The following is a 16,793-nucleotide window of genomic DNA, read 5'->3' on the forward strand; positions in this document are numbered from 1 at the left end:
TTATAAACTGTTATAGACAACAAAAAAAGGACGACTCATAACTATTGAGCCGTCCTTTTCTATTTAGATTAAATAATGCTTAATCTAAATGCTGTTTGAAACCGCGCTGCTTATCACGTTCCCAGTCGCGATCTTTTAGCGTTTTACGTTTGTCATGCTGCTTTTTACCTAAGGCTAGGCCAATTTGGCATTTCACCAATGAGTTTTTCCAGTAGCAAGACAACGGTACACAAGCGTAGCCTTTCTGGTTGATTGCCCCAGATAGTTTTTCGATCTCACGACGGTTCAGCAGCAGTTTACGGGTACGAATACTGTCTGGACTAACGTGCGTTGAGCTCGATAGCAATGGCTGAATGTGCGCCCCAAACAAGAAGGCTTCGTTATTACGGAATATGACGTACGCTTCAGTAATCGTCATTTTTCCTGCACGAATGGCTTTGACTTCCCAACCTTGTAATGCCAGTCCTGCCTCAAAGGTTTCTTCGATAAAATACTCATGACGCGCCTTTTTATTGGCGCAAATCTGATTATCTGGCTTTTTTGATTTTTTTGACATAATTTCTCCATAAGGATGACCTAAGACACAGGCTCCTTATTTAATCAGTCCCACTAATTCCTCATCCTAATCCAATAACTAGTCTTGTTTTTTATTTCGATTATGAGATGGATGAGTCGAACTGCCTATTGTATCAAAGCCTCTGATGAAAAGGTAAATCAGCTGTTAGGACAAATGTAGCAGATAAGTATTAAGTTTGAGCAAAATTTGCTAGCATATGGCCTAATATCACCGATTATATCAGTCATGCTATGAGCCACTCTATTTCTCCCAATTCCTCAAAGCTACATACCAAAATTCTATACCCTGGTACCTTTGATCCTATTACCAATGGTCATGTAGATTTGGTCACACGCGCCGTCAAGCTATTTGATGAGGTTGTTATCGCGGTTGCCTCAGGCCATCATAAAAAACCCTTGTTCAATTTTGAAGAGCGTGTTGCTTTGGTCGAAACCGTGTTTGCAGACTTACCGCAAGTATCTGTGATTGGTTTTGAAGGCCTGCTTGTTGACTTTATGCGTGAGAAAAACGCCACGGCAGTTTTGCGTGGCTTGCGTGCAATGTCAGATTTTGAGTACGAGTTTCAGCTAGCCAATATGAATCGTGAGCTTGATGAAAACTTTGAGGCGGTATTTTTGACCCCATCTCAAAATTACTCATTTATCTCATCTACCATGATTCGTGAAATTGCCAAGCTCGGCGGTGACGTCAACAAATTCGTTCCACCTTGTGTTTTGCAAGCATTCGATAAAAAGTTAAATATTAAATAAAAGATGTTGCATTAAAGATATGCTGCTAGCACTTGCTAAAACAGTAAGGAGCAGCCATTTAGTGATAAACGTTTGAATTAGGGACAAGCCCTAATACGAGTAAAAATATAAGGAACAGTTCATGGCACTATTAATCACTGATGAGTGTATCAACTGTGATGTGTGCGAGCCTGCTTGCCCCAATGAAGCCATCTCAGAAGGGGATGATATCTATGTCATCGACCCTGATCTATGTACAGAATGTGTCGGACATTTTGACGAGCCACAATGCGTTGTGATTTGTCCAGTCGACTGTATTCCTCACGATCCCAATCATGTCGAGACTGAAAGCGACCTGCTATCTAAATACAAACGTATTACGGGTCAATAAAGTATCTATAAGCGATTGATGACGTTTGGGTTTACAACGTTTTAGGGACAACACGATGACCATGGAAATAATAACCACGCAAACAACAACCACGCAATCTATCCAAGTCACAAACGACTTTGATCAACAACACCTTTGGCACCCTTATGCCAGCCTGCCACCCACTTATTCTAATATCGTAATCGATCGAGCTGAAGGTGTTTATATCATCACCGAAGATGGCATGCGCCTGATCGATGGTATGTCGTCATGGTGGGCGAGTGTTCATGGTTATAACAATCCAAAACTGAATGACGCGCTGACTAAGCAGTTGGGTAAAATGGCGCATGTCATGTTTGGTGGGTTAACCCATCAGCCGGCGATAGATTTGGGCAAAAAACTGCTCGACATTATACCTGCTGGACTTGATGCAATTTTTTATGCTGACAGTGGCAGTATTGCGGTAGAAGTGGCGCTAAAAATGGCGCTGCAATATCAAGTAGCTGCCAAGCATCCAACCAAGCAACAGTTTGCCTCAACCCATTCAGGGTATTACGGAGACACGTGGCATGCCATGAGTGTCTGTGATCCTGTTAATGGTATGCACAGCCTGTATGGTAAACAGTTACCGATGCAGCATTTTGTCCCTGCGCCGTCACTTGGCTTTGATCGCGCCTTGACAGTAGATGAGCGTGAATCATTAGCTCAGTTTTTTGTAGAGCATGGCGAGCAGCTGGCAGGTTTTATTATTGAGCCAATTATTCAGGGCGCAGGCGGGATGCGTTTTTATAGTCCTGAATATCTGCAATTGCTGCGTCAACTGTGCGATGAATATGATGTACTCTTGATCGCGGATGAAATCGCCACTGGGTTTGGACGTAGTGGTAAATTATTTGCGTGTGAACATGCAGCTATTAGCCCTGATATCATGACCATTGGCAAGGCGCTAACGGGTGGTTATATGACTTTTGCCGCAACGCTATGTACCCGAAAAATTGCCGATACCATCCATGATAGTGACTATCCAGCGCTGATGCATGGTCCAACCTTTATGGGCAATCCACTGGCTTGTGCAGTTGCGTGTGCATCGATTGATTTGATTATGTCTTATGATATTGAAGCGCGTACCGCAAATATGCAACGCATTATGGAGCAACGACTAGCGCCTGCTACGTTATTAGGAGGCGTTGCTGAAGTGCGCTGCTTGGGCGCAGTCGCTGTGATTGAGTTGCATGAAGCGGTCGATATGCCCATTTTTCAGTCTTTGTTGATTGATAACGGTATCTGGGTCAGACCATTTGGCAAGCTGGTGTACATCATGCCACCTTATGTGATTACTGATGATGAGCTAACTACCTTATGCCAAGCACTGCTAAAAGTGGTGCGTACGTATTTAGAAAACCGAGGTCAACCATGAGTGTTTTATTTGTTTCTGGTATCGATACCGATATCGGTAAAACCTATGCTACTGGACTGCTTGCCAAAGCGTTGATGCAGCAAGGCGTGAATGTCATCACTCAAAAGCTGGTACAAACGGGCATTAGTAAACAAGCAAATGGCGAGCTAAGCATTGCAGATGATATCTTGAGCCACCGCAAGCTGATGAAGATTCCGCTGCAACATTGTGATTTAGATTTTACCACCTGTCCTTATCGCTATGAGAAGCCTGCGTCACCGCATCTGTCTGCTGCACTCGCGAATGAACCGCTTGACCCTGATATTATTACGCGTTCTACCAAAACACTGCAATCCGATTACGATGTGGTATTGCTCGAAGGAGCGGGCGGCTTGTTGGTTCCCATCACCACCGAGTTGTTAACCTTAGATTATATTGCGGAGCAAGACTATCCTATTATCTTGGTCACCTCCGGTCGGTTAGGTAGTATTAGTCATACGTTACTGAGTTTAGAAGCCATAAAATCGCGTGGCTTAACGGTACATAGTGTGATTTATAACCATATCCATGACGATGCTGAGCAAACGGATGCTGAGATTGCAAACAGTACCATTGATTTTTTGCAAAATTATTTGGCTCGCCATTATCCCGAAGCGCACTGGCTACAGATACCATATCTAAAAGATAACTTGGTCGGTAATATTGAAACACTGCCAGAAAATTTTGTTTAGCTTATTTGTATTGTCTTCAAAAATAAATCCAAAAGATAGTCGCAGACCCTCATAAGTTTGCTATACTAGCGCGCTTGGTAGACTAGGCGATCGCCGCTGCACACTGGCAACAGATGAGCAGGGGAGGAAAGTCCGGGCTACATAGGGCAGCGTGCCAGCTAACGGCTGGGCAGGGTAACTTGACGACCAGTGCAGCAGAGAGTAGACCGCCTTTAGTATCTTAGGGTATTATCGGTAAGGGTGAAAGGGTGCGGTAAGAGCGCACCGCGTGAATGGCAACATTTCACGGCATGGTAAACTCCACGCGTAGCAAGACCAAATAGGCATCGGCATGGCGCGGCCCGCGTTCGATGCGGGTAGGTTGCTTGAGCGTATTAGCGATGATACGCCTAGAGGAATGATCGTCCACGACAGAACCCGGCTTATCGGTTTACCAAACCTTTTTTATTGTTTGTTGTAGTAATCATTGCAATTAATATGAGTTACCTTCATTTTTTTGCAAAAAATGTTCATTAGGGGTTGACGGCAGTCAACAGCTTGGGCATAATGTGCAGCCTAAAACGGCGATGTAGCTCAGCTGGTTAGAGCGCATGACTCATAATCGTGAGGTCAAGAGTTCAAGTCTCTTCATCGCCACCATATATAGCAGTACGAAAAAAACCAATCTATCGAGATTGGTTTTTTTTTGCCCAAAATAAATGGTTTTATAAACCAGAAGCAATTGATACATAGATTTTTAAGTGTGATTTACTTACAGATTTCTTACTAAATCATAGGTTTATCTGTCTATATACAGATTAATTCTTGTAACTTATGTCGCGCTTACTTATCATAGGGGCTGTTTTCGGTAAAGTCCTGTAACGCCATGCCTGTACAACTACCTCCTTATCGTCCTATCAAGCATCGCAGTGGCCTTAAAGTCATGGGTGCAGCATTTCATGCACTGATCATGCGCGAGCTACAGACTCGCTTTGGTGGATATCGTTTAGGCTACCTTTGGGCGCCTTTAGAAATCATGTTTCAAGTTGCCATTTATCTAATAATATTTGGCGCTATCATGACTCGTGTGTTACCTGGAATGGATTACATGCTATTTTTGGTTGCAGGTTTAGTACCATTTCGTATGATGAGTACAATAGCAACACGATCACTAGGGGCAGTAGAAGCCAATCAAGGTCTTCTAATGTACCGTTCGGTACGTCATATTGATGTCATTATTGCACGTTCATTTCTAGAGTTAGTGATTTACTTTTTTACATTTGTACTATTACTAACCATACTGGCTTTTATCGGTATTCCTATTAGTTTTGCTAATCTTCACGTGGTGTTATTTTGCTGGCTAACCCTGTTTATATTTGGTTTTGGGCTAGCAATGATAATGATGGTGGTTGGTTATTATGGTGGTGAAATTAGCAAAGTTATTGGCTTAATTTTTACTATTTTATACTTTGTATCTGGAATTATGTATTCCATTCATATTATTCCTGAGCCATATCTGACTTATTTGTTATATATTCCATTTGTCCATAATATTGAGCTAATGAGAAATGCACTATCTCCTACTTATCCTGCATATCATATTGATATGGGATATTTTTTAAAGTGGATGGTAGGTGTTAATTTTCTAGGTTTATTGATGTATAAAGCAGTCGAAAAAGACCTTATTCGTTCAAAGTAATAGCAGGTAAATGAATGATTGAAATTAGGAACGTCTCTAAATCATTTATGACCAAACAAGGTCGGCATTATCTATTCAAAGATTTGAATCTGACTATTGGTGATAAAAAAAGTGTGGGCTTGCTTGGTCGTAATGGTGCTGGGAAATCAACACTGTTACGCATTATATGTGGACTAGATAAGCCAGATCATGGAGAGATTATTACCAACTCGACTATTTCTTGGCCAGTTGGGGTGGCAGGTGGTTTTCAGGGTAGCTTAACAGGTCGTCAAAATGTCCGATTTGTTTGCCGCTTATATTCAAGCGGCCCTTATATTGATGAAAAAATTCGTTTTGTCGAAGAGTTTGCTGACATTGGTAATTACTTTGATATGCCAGTTAAAAGCTATTCATCGGGAATGAGAGCCCGCTTAACGTTCGGTTTAAGCTTAGCCTTTGATTTTGATTACTATATGCTCGATGAAGCGGGTGCTGTTGGTGATGCAGCATTCCGTAAGCGTAGTGAAGAGATTTTAGCGGCCCGCCGCGCACAAGCAGGATTTTTAATAGTGTCGCACAATATTGGTGATATCAAACGAAACTGCGATATTGGTATTGTACTAATGGATCAAACAGCACACGTGTTTGACGATACAACAGAAGCGATTGAGGTTTATGAAAAGCATATCCACAAAGCAAAAAAGTAAGATAATTAACTTCTCGCTGTTTATTGGCTTGGTCATCCTTCCTTGGTTGCTCGTTATATACTATGTAATGACACTGGCGCACCCGCGTTTCGTTTCGACTGCTGACGTGGTAGTGAAGCAAGTCAGTGATTCGAGCGTACCATCTGGTGGTGGTATATCAGCTCTATTGGGCGTTAATAGTACCAGTAAAGAAGATGCAACCTATTTGACAGAATACATTTTGTCGAATGATATGGTGAAGCGACTCGATAATAAGTTTAAGTTCCGAGACGCTTACTATGTTGATGGTTCAGACCCTATTTATGAAATCGATCCTGATGCAACCCAAGAAGATTTGCTTGAGTACTTCAAAAAACGGGTTCACATTGATCTTGACGAGCAGAGCTATGTACTTTCGGTATCAACAGAAGGCTTTGACTCAAAGTATGCTTTTGAGCTGAACAAAGCTATCTTAGGAGAGTCTGAGCGTTTTGTGAACCGTATTTCACAAGAAGTGGCTCGTGATCAATTGGCGTTTGCAGAAACTCAGTTAGATGAATCAGAAGAGCGTTTAAATGATGCCAAAGAGCAGCTATTAAACTATCAGAATGAAAACGAAATCTATGACCCACAAGCCAATGCACAAATTGTCAATCAGTTAATTGGCAGCTTGCAAGCGCAATTAAGCTCGTTGCGTACCGAAGAGCGTCAGTTACTCAGTTATCTAAATCCAGATGCGCCGCAAGTGGTTTCACTAAGAAGCCAGATAAAGGCTGTTGAAGAGCAAATCACTCAAGAACAAACTAAATTGACATCACCAAATACAACCAAATTAAACCGTCAAGCGGTACAGTTTGAGACCATCAAGGCAGATGTGGATTTTGCTACCGAGTTGTATAAACTGTCGTTGTCATCGCTTGAGAAATCAAGACTAGAAGCGTTTAAGAAAATGAAAAACTTGATTGTGATCTCAACACCCTATGAAGCTGAAGATGCAACATATCCGCGCCAAGCGTATCTTATTTGGACATCGCTTGCATTGCTCTTAATGCTATACGGATTTGTGCGTTTGGTAATGGCAGTTGTCCGTGATCACCGTAGCTAATCTTGAAAAACCAGATATCAGTAATGATCGATAGATCAGGAAAGGAATATAACTCATGAATATGAAACCACGTTCTATCGTGATAGCGACAAGCTTGGCAATGGCGGCGACTAGTATGTCTGCAACAGCTGCAAGCAGTTATGCAGATCAAATATCAGGTTCGGGCTTTGGCACAAGCAACAATAACATGAGTCAATCTCAGAACCAGAGCAATATTAACGTGTCTACCCAAGCATTTGCTGGGGCAGTGCCAGGGCAAGCAACGACTCAAGAAGCGGTTAATGCAGCAAGCTTACCAAGCCAGTCAGTTATCAATACCACACGTCCTTATCAAGATATTAAAACTCAAGATATGATGTTTGGTGAGCAACTATTCCGTGGGGCATTTTCGACAACTTCAGGCTCTACCTTCAATGATAGCTATGTGATTAACCCTGGCGATAACGTCCAAGTAAGAATGTGGGGCGCTTACCAATATGCGGCTACCATGACCGTCGATCCACAGGGTAATATTTTCTTACCGAACGTTGGGCCAGTACGTGTCTCTGGTGTGCAAAATGGTAGCTTACAGAATGTGGTAAAAAGTGCCGTCAGTCGTATTTACCGCTCGAATGTAGGGGTTTATGCTTCATTAGAGCAGGCGCAACCCGTTAAAGTATTCGTCACAGGTTTTGTTAAGCAGCCAGGCTATTACGGTGGTCTAGCAGCAGACTCGGTATTGTCTTATTTAGATAGAGCAGGCGGCGTTGACCCAACGCGCGGTAGTTATATCGATATTCAAATCAAGCGCAATGGTCAAATGCTACAGCAAGTCAATTTATATGACTTTTTGCTAGCAGGTAAATTACAGGCATTTTCATTCCGTGATGGTGATGTCATCACCGTGGCCCCGCAGAAAAAGACATTTGTGGTAAGCGGTCAAGTACAAAACGAGTATACCTTTGAATTTGATGTGAATGATCTGACTATTGGTGATGTGTTGCAAGTGTCTAATCCAGCAGCCAATGCTACTAATGTCAGCATCACTCGCAGTGCAGGACGTGCACAAACGGCAGAGTACTACTCATTAAGTGAAGCCCAAAACGTTCCTGTCTATAACGGCGATCAAATGGTAGTAACGTCAGATCGTTACGCAGGTACCATCGCTGTGCAGGTAAAAGGTGCACATACTGGTAATGGTGCGATGGTTGTGCCATATGGTGCGCGTCTAAAAGATATCGTGCCACAATTACAGCCAAGCCCACTGGCAAAATTAACGCATCTCACCATCTATCGTGAATCTGTTGCTGAGCAACAAAAACGCATGATTAACGAGTCGCTCGATCGTCTAGAAGAGTTAACACTAGCCACTCAGTCAACGACTCGTGAAGAAGCAGCACTGCGCCAAGATGATGCTGCATTGGTTAAGCAGTTCGTCGCCAAAGCTCGCAATGTTCAGACTGATGGTCAGATTGTTGTTGTGCCAAACTCGTGGCAGGATATTATTCTGCAACAGGGCGACATCATTGAGATACCAGCACAAACGTCAGTCATTACAGTCAATGGTCAAGTACGAGCACAAGGGGCACTTACCTTTAATCCAGACTACACCGTTGGCGATTATGTGGCTAATTCTGGTGGTTTCTCTGATAACGCTGATACAAAAGATATCTTAATTATTCATCAAAATGGAGCGAGCCAAGTGGTCAATACTGCGTATCGTATCCAGCAGGGTGATGAGATTATGGTATTACCGAAAGTTAAAACTAAGCGTGTGGAGATTGCTCGCGGTCTATCACAGATTGTTTATCAGCTAGCAATTGCTGCCAAGGTAGTTCTAGACCTATAACGGTTAGCCATTCATAACTTAACGATGACTGTTGAATAGATTTAACTAAAATTAACGAGTGAAGGTATTAAAGGTATGGCAAAAGAAGTAGCGAATGAAGTCAAGGTATCTACTATGTCTACCTCTGATCATGCGCTACTTTCGCCATCGTCACAGTACCAATCACCAAAGCAACTGGCAGTAGTTGGTAAAGGTATGTGTCGCAATAACTTGCTACTCTCGCAAGTGTTGCAAGCTGATATCCAGCGCTGGTATCCGTGGTCAGGCTTGCAACAAAGCCTGATAAATCACAAGAAAAAATCACAACCTGAGGCATTTATTGGATGGGGACACAAGAAAAGCTTTCAACGAGCTGATAAAGCTGCCACCCGTCAGAATGTGAATGCTTTCAGTATTGAAGATGGATTTTTGCGTTCATTAGATTCAGGTATTAATAGTCGCCACGGTTTGAGTGTGGTTATCGATGACGTTGGTATCTACTTTGATATGACGCATCACTCGCGCCTCGAGCAGTTGATTGTTGAGCGCACCAAGAGTACTAGCAATGATCGCGCAGCAGACGAGGCACGTGCTCATCATCTGATGACACGTATATGCGAAGAAAAACTGAGTAAATATAATTCCATAATCGATTGTCCGTCGTTGGACAAATTGATTAATGAAGAAAATATTAACGAAAAAGAAAGTGTTTCACCATTACATATCTTGTTGATTGATCAGGTAGCGGGTGATGCCTCTGTTAAAGGTGCTGGTGCGAATAAACGTCAATTTAAGAAGATGCTAAAATCTGCATGCCACAACCATCCTAACGCCCATATTTGGATAAAGGCTCATCCTGCGTCAAAATCAGGCTACTTATCCAACTTAAAACTGCCTAAAAACGTTAGGCTATTGACTGAATCTCTCAATCCTATTGAACTGCTTAAGCAAGTAAGTGATGTCTATACCGTCAGCTCACATATGGGCTTTGAAGCATTAATGCTAGGTAAAAAAGTACATTGCTTTGGAGTCAGCTGGTATAGCGGATGGGGGCTGACCGATGACACTAATGCACCTAAAAACTTACTTAAAGCAGTTGAGAAACGTCGTTTAGAGTCAGCTGAGATACTTCTCAGTAATAGAGATTTGTCAAACTCAGCAATGTTTCCTGCCACGTCACATAAGACGCTTGAAACGTCATTAGAAACATTATTTTATAGTGCTTATGTTAATTATAGTCGTTATGTAGATCCAGCAACGAAACAAGCTTGTGATATCGATACAGCCATTGAGTGGTTGGTGACCAATCGGTGGTGGCAAGCGCGTCTTGAAGGCGATTTGACGATATATGAATTTAGTCGTTGGAAGCTGCCATTTGTCAAAGCCTTTATAGACCTACCGCGTACGACATTATTTATCAAACCAAAACCGCGTCTAAAAAATCTTCTACATCCAGACCATTTCCGTGTCAATTTCAGCCAGCCTTTATTGGTATGGGGTTTGGCCAAACGTCAGCAAGTACAAAAGAAGCTACAGAGTAAACTTGCTGAACAAAGCTCGGACATGCCAGCTATTTATTGTATGGAAGATGGGTTTATCCGATCAAATGGTTTAGGTGCTACTTTACTCGCACCACTGTCTGTTGTCATAGACAAACAAGGTATTTATTACGATGCGACCCAGCCTTCAGACTTAGAAACATTGCTGCAAAATTGTCAGCCATTAAGTTCTGAACAGCGTCTTCGCGTAAACAAACTGCAAGACAAACTGCTGAATCAGCGGGTAAGTAAATACAATGTTGGGGTTGGTATAGATGTTTCTAGTATTCAAAATAACTCGTGGATGCAGGATGCCAAAATATCTGGGAGACGACGTGTTCTTATTATCGGTCAGGTAGAGGACGATTTGTCAGTACAGTACTGCGGTTCCACAATAAAGACAAACAGTGGTTTGATCGAACGTGTACGACAAGATAACCCAGACGCTTATTTGATTTATAAGCCGCATCCTGATGTTGAGGCAGGACTGCGAGCAGGTAAAGTATCAGAAGCTCATCTACGACAAGTTCAAGCGGTTGCCTACGATACTGCAATGCCTGATTGCTTAGAATGGGTGGATGAGGTTCATACGATCAGCTCATTGACTGGTTTTGAAGCGTTGCTGCGAGGGTTAGACGTTACCTGTTATGGATTGCCGTTTTATGCAGGTTGGGGATTGACCACAGATATTGATGAGCAGTCGTTACCGAAAGCTACCTATCTAAAAAGGCGTCAACGAGATATACCTTTGACTCTTGAGCAGCTAATATATGGCGCGCTTATATGTTACCCGTTGTATCGTCTACCTGACGGCTATGGGCTAGCACAAGTAGAGCAGGTGATTGATTATTTGTATCCTCCTAAAGACTCACAGCTGCTTGCGAGTAATGAAGAATCGCAATCTGAAATGGCTAGTACTTTAAGTAGTTCAGCTAAGACTGTGACCTTGTCTTTATCTACAAAATTGAGACGTCACGTGACCACACGTTTTATGCAACAGCGTCACCAGTGGCAACAGAAATTGCGTAAAATGTCTCGTTAATTTATTAGAGTAGCACCGTATAATTGCATTGCGACAAATAGATGCTTTTTCGGTATAATCACTTTTACGCTATGTGTTTTCACACGGTTGCACGACCTTTCTCATTTTTATCTCTTATTTTCTCATTTAATGGTAGCCCTGTATTATGGCAGCTTCGATGTCTCACTTGCTTACTCATCGACATGTCTTGCTACTACAAGGGAAAATGGGTGGGTTTTTTAATCGCTTTTCGTCATTCTTGCAAACTCAAGATATTAAAGTAAGTAAAATCAATTTTAATGCAGGCGATGCCTTTTTTTATCATCACGACAATACCTACGAATATACCAATACATTAGCGCAATTTTCCTCTTGGTTGCAGGCGTTCATTAAAGAAAATGCCATTGATGCGATTGTATGCTTTGGCGATTGTCGACCGCATCATACTCAAGCAGCGTGTATCAGTGAGAAGCTAGGTATTTCATTTTTTGTCTTTGAAGAAGGGTACTTGCGTCCTGATTACATTACCTTACAAGAGCATGGGATTAATGGCTATTCACGTCTAAACACTGCTGAGATTAAAGCACTTAAGAAAGCCAATGATCAGCCTTTATACACACATAATCGATTTTATCGCTTAAGTATCGCGGCCATCGTCTATTACATCATTGCTTGGCTTTATAAAAGTCGTTATCCACATTATTCGCATTATCGTGGTATGACCGCTTGGCAAGAGGCCATCGCTTGGTTAAAAGCACCGTGGCGGAAGCTACGAGGATATTTACCAGACAAACACCTGCAAAATAGACTGACCAAACAGGAAAGTAACAATTACTTTTTGATCAGTTTACAAGTACATAATGACTCACAGATTACCCATCATAGTGATTATCGTGATGTGGTACAGTTCATTGACGAGTCTATCGCAAGCTTTGCAAATTTTGCTAAGCAAAAACAGTTACTCGTGTTTAAACATCATCCATTGGATCGTGGTCATAGAGACTATCGGGAGTTGGTAGCTAGCCTAGCTGAGCGCTATCAAGTGTCTCATCGTGTTTTCTATGGTTGTGATATGCACCTGCCGACTTTGATGAAATACAGCATTGGCATGGTGACTATTAACAGTACGACAGGCTTGCAGTCGGTTTATCATAAGAAACCTACTAAGGTTATGGGTCGTGCAATTTACGATATTCCTAAGCTAACAGATCAAAAGCCGCTTGATGATTTTTGGCAGCAGCCTAAGGGCCCAGATAATGAATTTTATTTGAGATTTCGTGAGTACTTGATAGAGCAAACTCAAATAAATGGTGCTTTTTATGGCAGATCGCCATGGATGTATAAGTATCTGTACCAAAATGGCAGTGAAACTACAGACGTAGATATGTCTAAAACCAATTTACCCTAGTCATTTATTCGCTTTTGTTTCTAAGAAGTCATAGTAATTATAATAGTATCTATATAAAGAAACGAAGTTCAACAAGTGTAACGATTGTTGCGTTATCCTTTTTTAGCTTGTCATTTCATCTGTAAGTCACATCTCTTCTAACAAAATCGCCTTACTTTGCAGTGGAAAACTGCTAGAATACTCTTTTATGTCTACGCATAAGAGTTAATGTGCTTGGCTATGGATTTTAGACGGTGGTATTAGCCAAATTGGCTTGTTATAACGGTTAACCTTGAAAGAAGTACAAGCACGTTATCAATTGCATCTGACAATATTTATTTTTTAGTTTTATTATTCTATCACCCTTAATTTAGTAGGCGCTTTGTGACTGCATTAGCCAATATTCGTAACTTTTCAATCATTGCCCACATTGATCATGGTAAGTCGACCCTTGCCGATCGTTTTATTCAGATGTGCGGTGCCTTGCAAGATCGCGAGATGCAGGCGCAGGTACTCGACTCAATGGATATTGAGCGTGAGCGCGGTATCACTATCAAAGCACAGTCAGTAACACTGTTTTATGATCATCCAAATGGTGAGCGCTATCAGCTTAACTTTATTGATACCCCGGGTCACGTCGACTTTTCATATGAAGTGTCGCGTTCATTAGCAGCTTGTGAAGGTGCGCTATTGGTTGTTGATGCCGCTCAAGGCGTAGAAGCGCAGTCAGTAGCCAATTGCTACACAGCCGTTGATCAAGGCTTAGAAGTCATGGCGGTGTTAAATAAGATTGATTTGCCACAAGTTGAGCCTGAACGCGTCATTCAAGAAATTGAAGATATTATCGGTATCGATGCCGTTGATGCACCGCGAGTATCAGCCAAATCTGGTCTTGGTGTTGATAAGCTGCTAGAAGCGCTGGTGGAGTTTATCCCGGCACCAACTGGTGACCGTGAAGCACCACTGCAAGCACTAATTATTGACTCTTGGTTCGATAATTATTTGGGCGTGGTCTCATTGGTACGGGTGCGTGAAGGTACTATACGTAAAGGTGACAAGTTATATATCAAATCGACTCAAGAGGCGCATCTGGTTGGCTCGATTGGTGTCTTTACGCCTAAGCCTGTAGATACGGGTGTTTTAGAAGCAGGGGAAGTCGGCTTTGTTATTGCGGGTATTAAGGATATTGCCGGAGCACCAGTAGGCGACACTATCACTCATGCTAAGACCCCTGATGTGGATCGTATCCCAGGTTTTAAACAAGTCACGCCACAAGTCTATTCTGGTATGTTCCCAGTAGATTCGAGTGATTTCGAAAAATTCCGTGAAGCTTTGCAAAAACTGCAAATTAACGATGCGTCGCTGTTTTTTGAGCCAGATACGTCGGATGCGCTTGGTTTTGGTTTCCGCTGTGGCTTCTTAGGTATGCTGCACATGGAGATTATCCAAGAGCGTCTAGAGCGTGAATATGATTTAGATTTGATTACTACAGCGCCCTCAGTTATTTACGAAATTGAGAAAAAGAACGGTGATGTAATCTATGTAGATAATCCGTCACATCTACCTGAGCCAAACAACATAGAAGAATTCCGTGAGCCAATTGCCCGCTGTCAGATTTTAGTACCGCAAGAATTCTTAGGCAATGTAATGACGCTATGTATTGAGCGTCGCGGCGTTCAGGTTGATATGCGTTTTATGGGTCGACAAGTACAGCTGATATTTGATATCCCAATGGGCGAAGTGGTTATGGATTTCTTTGATCGCCTAAAGTCAGTTTCACGTGGTTTTGCATCGTTAGACTATAACTTTGAGCGCTATCAAGCTGATAAATTGGTGAGAGTTGATGTACTAATCAATGGCGATAAAGTTGATGCCTTAGCGATGATCGTGCACGAAACCCAATCACGTTATCGTGGTAATGCCCTAGTTACTAAGATGAAAGAGTTGATTCCACGTCAAATGTTTGATGTCGCCATTCAAGCGGCTATCGGTAGCCAAATCATTGGTCGTAGTACGGTAAAAGCCATGCGTAAAGACGTATTAGCAAAATGCTATGGTGGCGATGTGTCACGTAAGAAAAAGCTACTGTCTAAGCAAAAAGCTGGTAAAAAACGTATGAAGCAAGTAGGTAACGTGGAAATTCCACAAGAAGCCTTCTTAGCTGTGTTGCAAGTTGATAGCTAATCGCTAAACGTAACCTAAGATAGTCATTGTAGATAACAGTCAAATGTAGTGAGTCTTATCGTAAAGGTGTTAGATAAGCCGCTCGTTAATAGGCAATTTGGTATGGATTTTGATTTTAATTTAATTTTAGTGCCGTTAACTATAGTCCTAGGAATTGTTTGGCTGTTAGATAAGCTAGCGCTCAAACAGCGCAAAACTCGTGGTCGAGGTCAAGAAGGCTTACTAGTTCGCTGGGCTTATGACTTTTTTCCTGTGTTAGCAGTGGTATTGATAGTACGCTCATTTTTAATTGAGCCTTTTAATATTCCATCATCGTCTATGGTGCCAACGCTATATACGGGTGACTTTATTGCTGTCAATAAGTACGCATATGGCGTGCGCCTGCCGTTAACCTACAATAAGGTGATAGATACTGGTGAACCTGAGCATGGTGATGTGGCAGTGTTTCGCTATCCTGAAAACCCGAGCATTTATTATATTAAACGCGTTATCGGTTTGCCTGGTGACACCGTAAGTTATAGTCAAGGCACGTTATCTATCAATGATGTACCTGTTGAGACTAAGTCTGTAGATTTCGCGGCAAATGCTGAATTGACTTCACAGTTATACTTACCAGGCCAGGTTGGTCCAGGTCAAGTGCTGACCGAAGAGAGTGCTTCTGCAATGGGTCAACAAGAAGAAGATGCGGCACAATATTTTGAAGAAGTACAAGGTGACAACAATCATCTCGTGCGCTATTTAGATGGCATGAACAGTTCACAGTACGCGCCATTTTTACAACAACAATCGCCAGAAGTGGTTGAGTCAGAAGGTACTGAGTGGCGCATTGACGTACCAGAAGGTCAGTATTTTGTGATGGGTGATAACCGAGATCGCAGTGCAGACGGTAGATTTTGGGGATTCGTTCCTGATGAAAACCTAGCAGGTAAGGCAGTTTATATTTGGATGCATAAACCACCTGGTCTTAACCTACCAACCTTTGAGCGTAATGGTACTATCAATTAAGGCGGTGTGATTGTTTATCGGTTGATTTGTTGACAATGGTTTTATGCTAATATCGTTGCTATCTAATAAATAGCTATTTATTATTTATACACTTATTCAAAATAGTCGTTTATCTTTAGAAGGATATCATAATGCAGCAATTATCTGGTTTGGCTATGCAGCGCGGCGCCAGTGTGACAAATGTTGTTCTCATTATTATGCTTTTGGGTATTGCGACTAAATTGACAGTAGCTATTGTACCAGCTCAAATTGGTGACTACCAACTGACCAAAGTATTAAGTGCGCAGCTAAAAGAAGCCAATAATAATAAAGAAACAGCCAAACAATTTGTTGAACGTGTCAACAAACAGTTATCTATCAATGCTGACTATGATACCAAGGCAGAAGAGGTATTTACCTTTACCGATAAAAAAACAGGTCAATTAGCTATCTATAAAGAATATGCAGTAACTAATAACTTTTTTAGCAATGTCGACATCGTAAACCGTTTCGAAGGTAACATCGAGATGGCAACAGCAGAGTAAGCCATCATAGTACGACATAGCGCTTTCATTATTTCATAAAATATATCAAATAATATTATTAAACTAAATCTGTCAAG

At 41.9% G+C, this 16,793-nt stretch carries 14 protein-coding genes, 1 tRNA gene and 1 other RNA gene; 15 read left to right on the plus strand and 1 reads right to left on the minus strand.

Going from position 1 to position 16,793, the window contains the following annotated elements; all coding sequences use genetic code 11:
- Positions 1 to 79 precede the first annotated feature (79 nt).
- Entirely contained in the window at positions 80 to 556 is a 477-nt protein-coding gene (gene smpB / locus ACQKCG_RS09015) for an SsrA-binding protein SmpB (protein ID WP_057758370.1), read from the minus strand.
- A gap of 251 nt (positions 557 to 807) precedes the next feature.
- Here smpB and coaD point away from each other — a divergent pair, with 251 nt between their 5' ends.
- The 15 genes from coaD to ACQKCG_RS09090 all read left to right on the plus strand — a co-directional run bounded on the left by coaD (position 808) and on the right by ACQKCG_RS09090 (position 16,716).
- Positions 808 to 1,326: a pantetheine-phosphate adenylyltransferase gene (coaD, locus tag ACQKCG_RS09020; protein WP_102078894.1), complete on the plus strand. Its 519-nt coding sequence runs from the start codon at positions 808 to 810 to the stop codon at positions 1,324 to 1,326.
- 121 nt (positions 1,327 to 1,447) lie between these two features.
- Positions 1,448 to 1,696, plus strand: a complete 249-nt coding sequence (locus ACQKCG_RS09025) for a YfhL family 4Fe-4S dicluster ferredoxin (RefSeq protein WP_021814308.1) — start codon at positions 1,448 to 1,450, stop codon at positions 1,694 to 1,696.
- Positions 1,697 to 1,751: 55 nt separating this feature from the next.
- On the plus strand, positions 1,752 to 3,092 hold the full coding sequence (gene bioA, locus ACQKCG_RS09030; protein ID WP_227522860.1) for an adenosylmethionine--8-amino-7-oxononanoate transaminase: 1,341 nt from the start codon (positions 1,752 to 1,754) through the stop codon (positions 3,090 to 3,092).
- A complete protein-coding gene (gene bioD, locus ACQKCG_RS09035; RefSeq protein WP_101204275.1) occupies positions 3,089 to 3,802 on the plus strand; it encodes a dethiobiotin synthase in 714 nt (237 codons plus the stop codon). The genes bioA and bioD overlap by 4 nt, the downstream gene beginning before the upstream one ends.
- Positions 3,803 to 3,876: 74 nt before the next feature.
- Positions 3,877 to 4,243: RNase P RNA component class A (gene rnpB, locus ACQKCG_RS09040), an RNA gene on the plus strand.
- Between the two features lie 121 nt (positions 4,244 to 4,364).
- A tRNA-Met gene (locus ACQKCG_RS09045) sits at positions 4,365 to 4,441 on the plus strand.
- Between the two features lie 226 nt (positions 4,442 to 4,667).
- The gene (locus ACQKCG_RS09050) at positions 4,668 to 5,480 is read left to right on the plus strand and encodes an ABC transporter permease (RefSeq protein WP_134292611.1); all 813 of its coding nucleotides are present in this window, start codon (positions 4,668 to 4,670) and stop codon (positions 5,478 to 5,480) included.
- A gap of 14 nt (positions 5,481 to 5,494) precedes the next feature.
- Positions 5,495 to 6,166 (plus strand): ABC transporter ATP-binding protein, encoded by a 672-nt coding sequence (locus ACQKCG_RS09055; RefSeq protein ID WP_134292612.1) that lies wholly within the window; start codon positions 5,495 to 5,497, stop codon positions 6,164 to 6,166.
- Positions 6,135 to 7,250, plus strand: a complete 1,116-nt coding sequence (locus ACQKCG_RS09060; RefSeq protein ID WP_134292613.1) for a capsule biosynthesis protein — start codon at positions 6,135 to 6,137, stop codon at positions 7,248 to 7,250. Before ACQKCG_RS09055 ends, ACQKCG_RS09060 begins: the two co-directional genes overlap by 32 nt.
- 55 nt (positions 7,251 to 7,305) lie before the next feature.
- The gene (locus ACQKCG_RS09065) at positions 7,306 to 9,078 is read left to right on the plus strand and encodes a polysaccharide biosynthesis/export family protein (RefSeq protein ID WP_057758382.1); all 1,773 of its coding nucleotides are present in this window, start codon (positions 7,306 to 7,308) and stop codon (positions 9,076 to 9,078) included.
- A gap of 75 nt (positions 9,079 to 9,153) precedes the next feature.
- Entirely contained in the window at positions 9,154 to 11,637 is a 2,484-nt protein-coding gene (locus tag ACQKCG_RS09070) for a capsular polysaccharide biosynthesis protein (RefSeq protein ID WP_227543692.1), read from the plus strand.
- Positions 11,638 to 11,782: 145 nt separating this feature from the next.
- Complete coding sequence (locus tag ACQKCG_RS09075; RefSeq protein WP_201556098.1) at positions 11,783 to 13,024, plus strand: capsule biosynthesis protein; 1,242 nt, start codon at positions 11,783 to 11,785, stop codon at positions 13,022 to 13,024.
- Positions 13,025 to 13,387: 363 nt separating this feature from the next.
- A complete protein-coding gene (gene lepA / locus ACQKCG_RS09080) occupies positions 13,388 to 15,187 on the plus strand; it encodes a translation elongation factor 4 (protein WP_101204270.1) in 1,800 nt (599 codons plus the stop codon).
- Between the two features lie 102 nt (positions 15,188 to 15,289).
- Positions 15,290 to 16,192, plus strand: coding sequence for a signal peptidase I (gene lepB / locus ACQKCG_RS09085; protein WP_160021523.1), 903 nt, complete (start codon positions 15,290 to 15,292; stop codon positions 16,190 to 16,192).
- A gap of 131 nt (positions 16,193 to 16,323) precedes the next feature.
- Positions 16,324 to 16,716 carry a DUF4845 domain-containing protein gene (locus tag ACQKCG_RS09090; RefSeq protein ID WP_240990948.1) on the plus strand — a complete coding sequence of 131 codons (393 nt, stop codon included), beginning with the start codon at positions 16,324 to 16,326 and terminating at the stop codon, positions 16,714 to 16,716.
- Positions 16,717 to 16,793: the final 77 nt, after the last annotated feature.

This window comes from Psychrobacter sp. NPDC078929 (assembly GCF_050267985.1).
Classification (GTDB): domain Bacteria; phylum Pseudomonadota; class Gammaproteobacteria; order Pseudomonadales; family Moraxellaceae; genus Psychrobacter.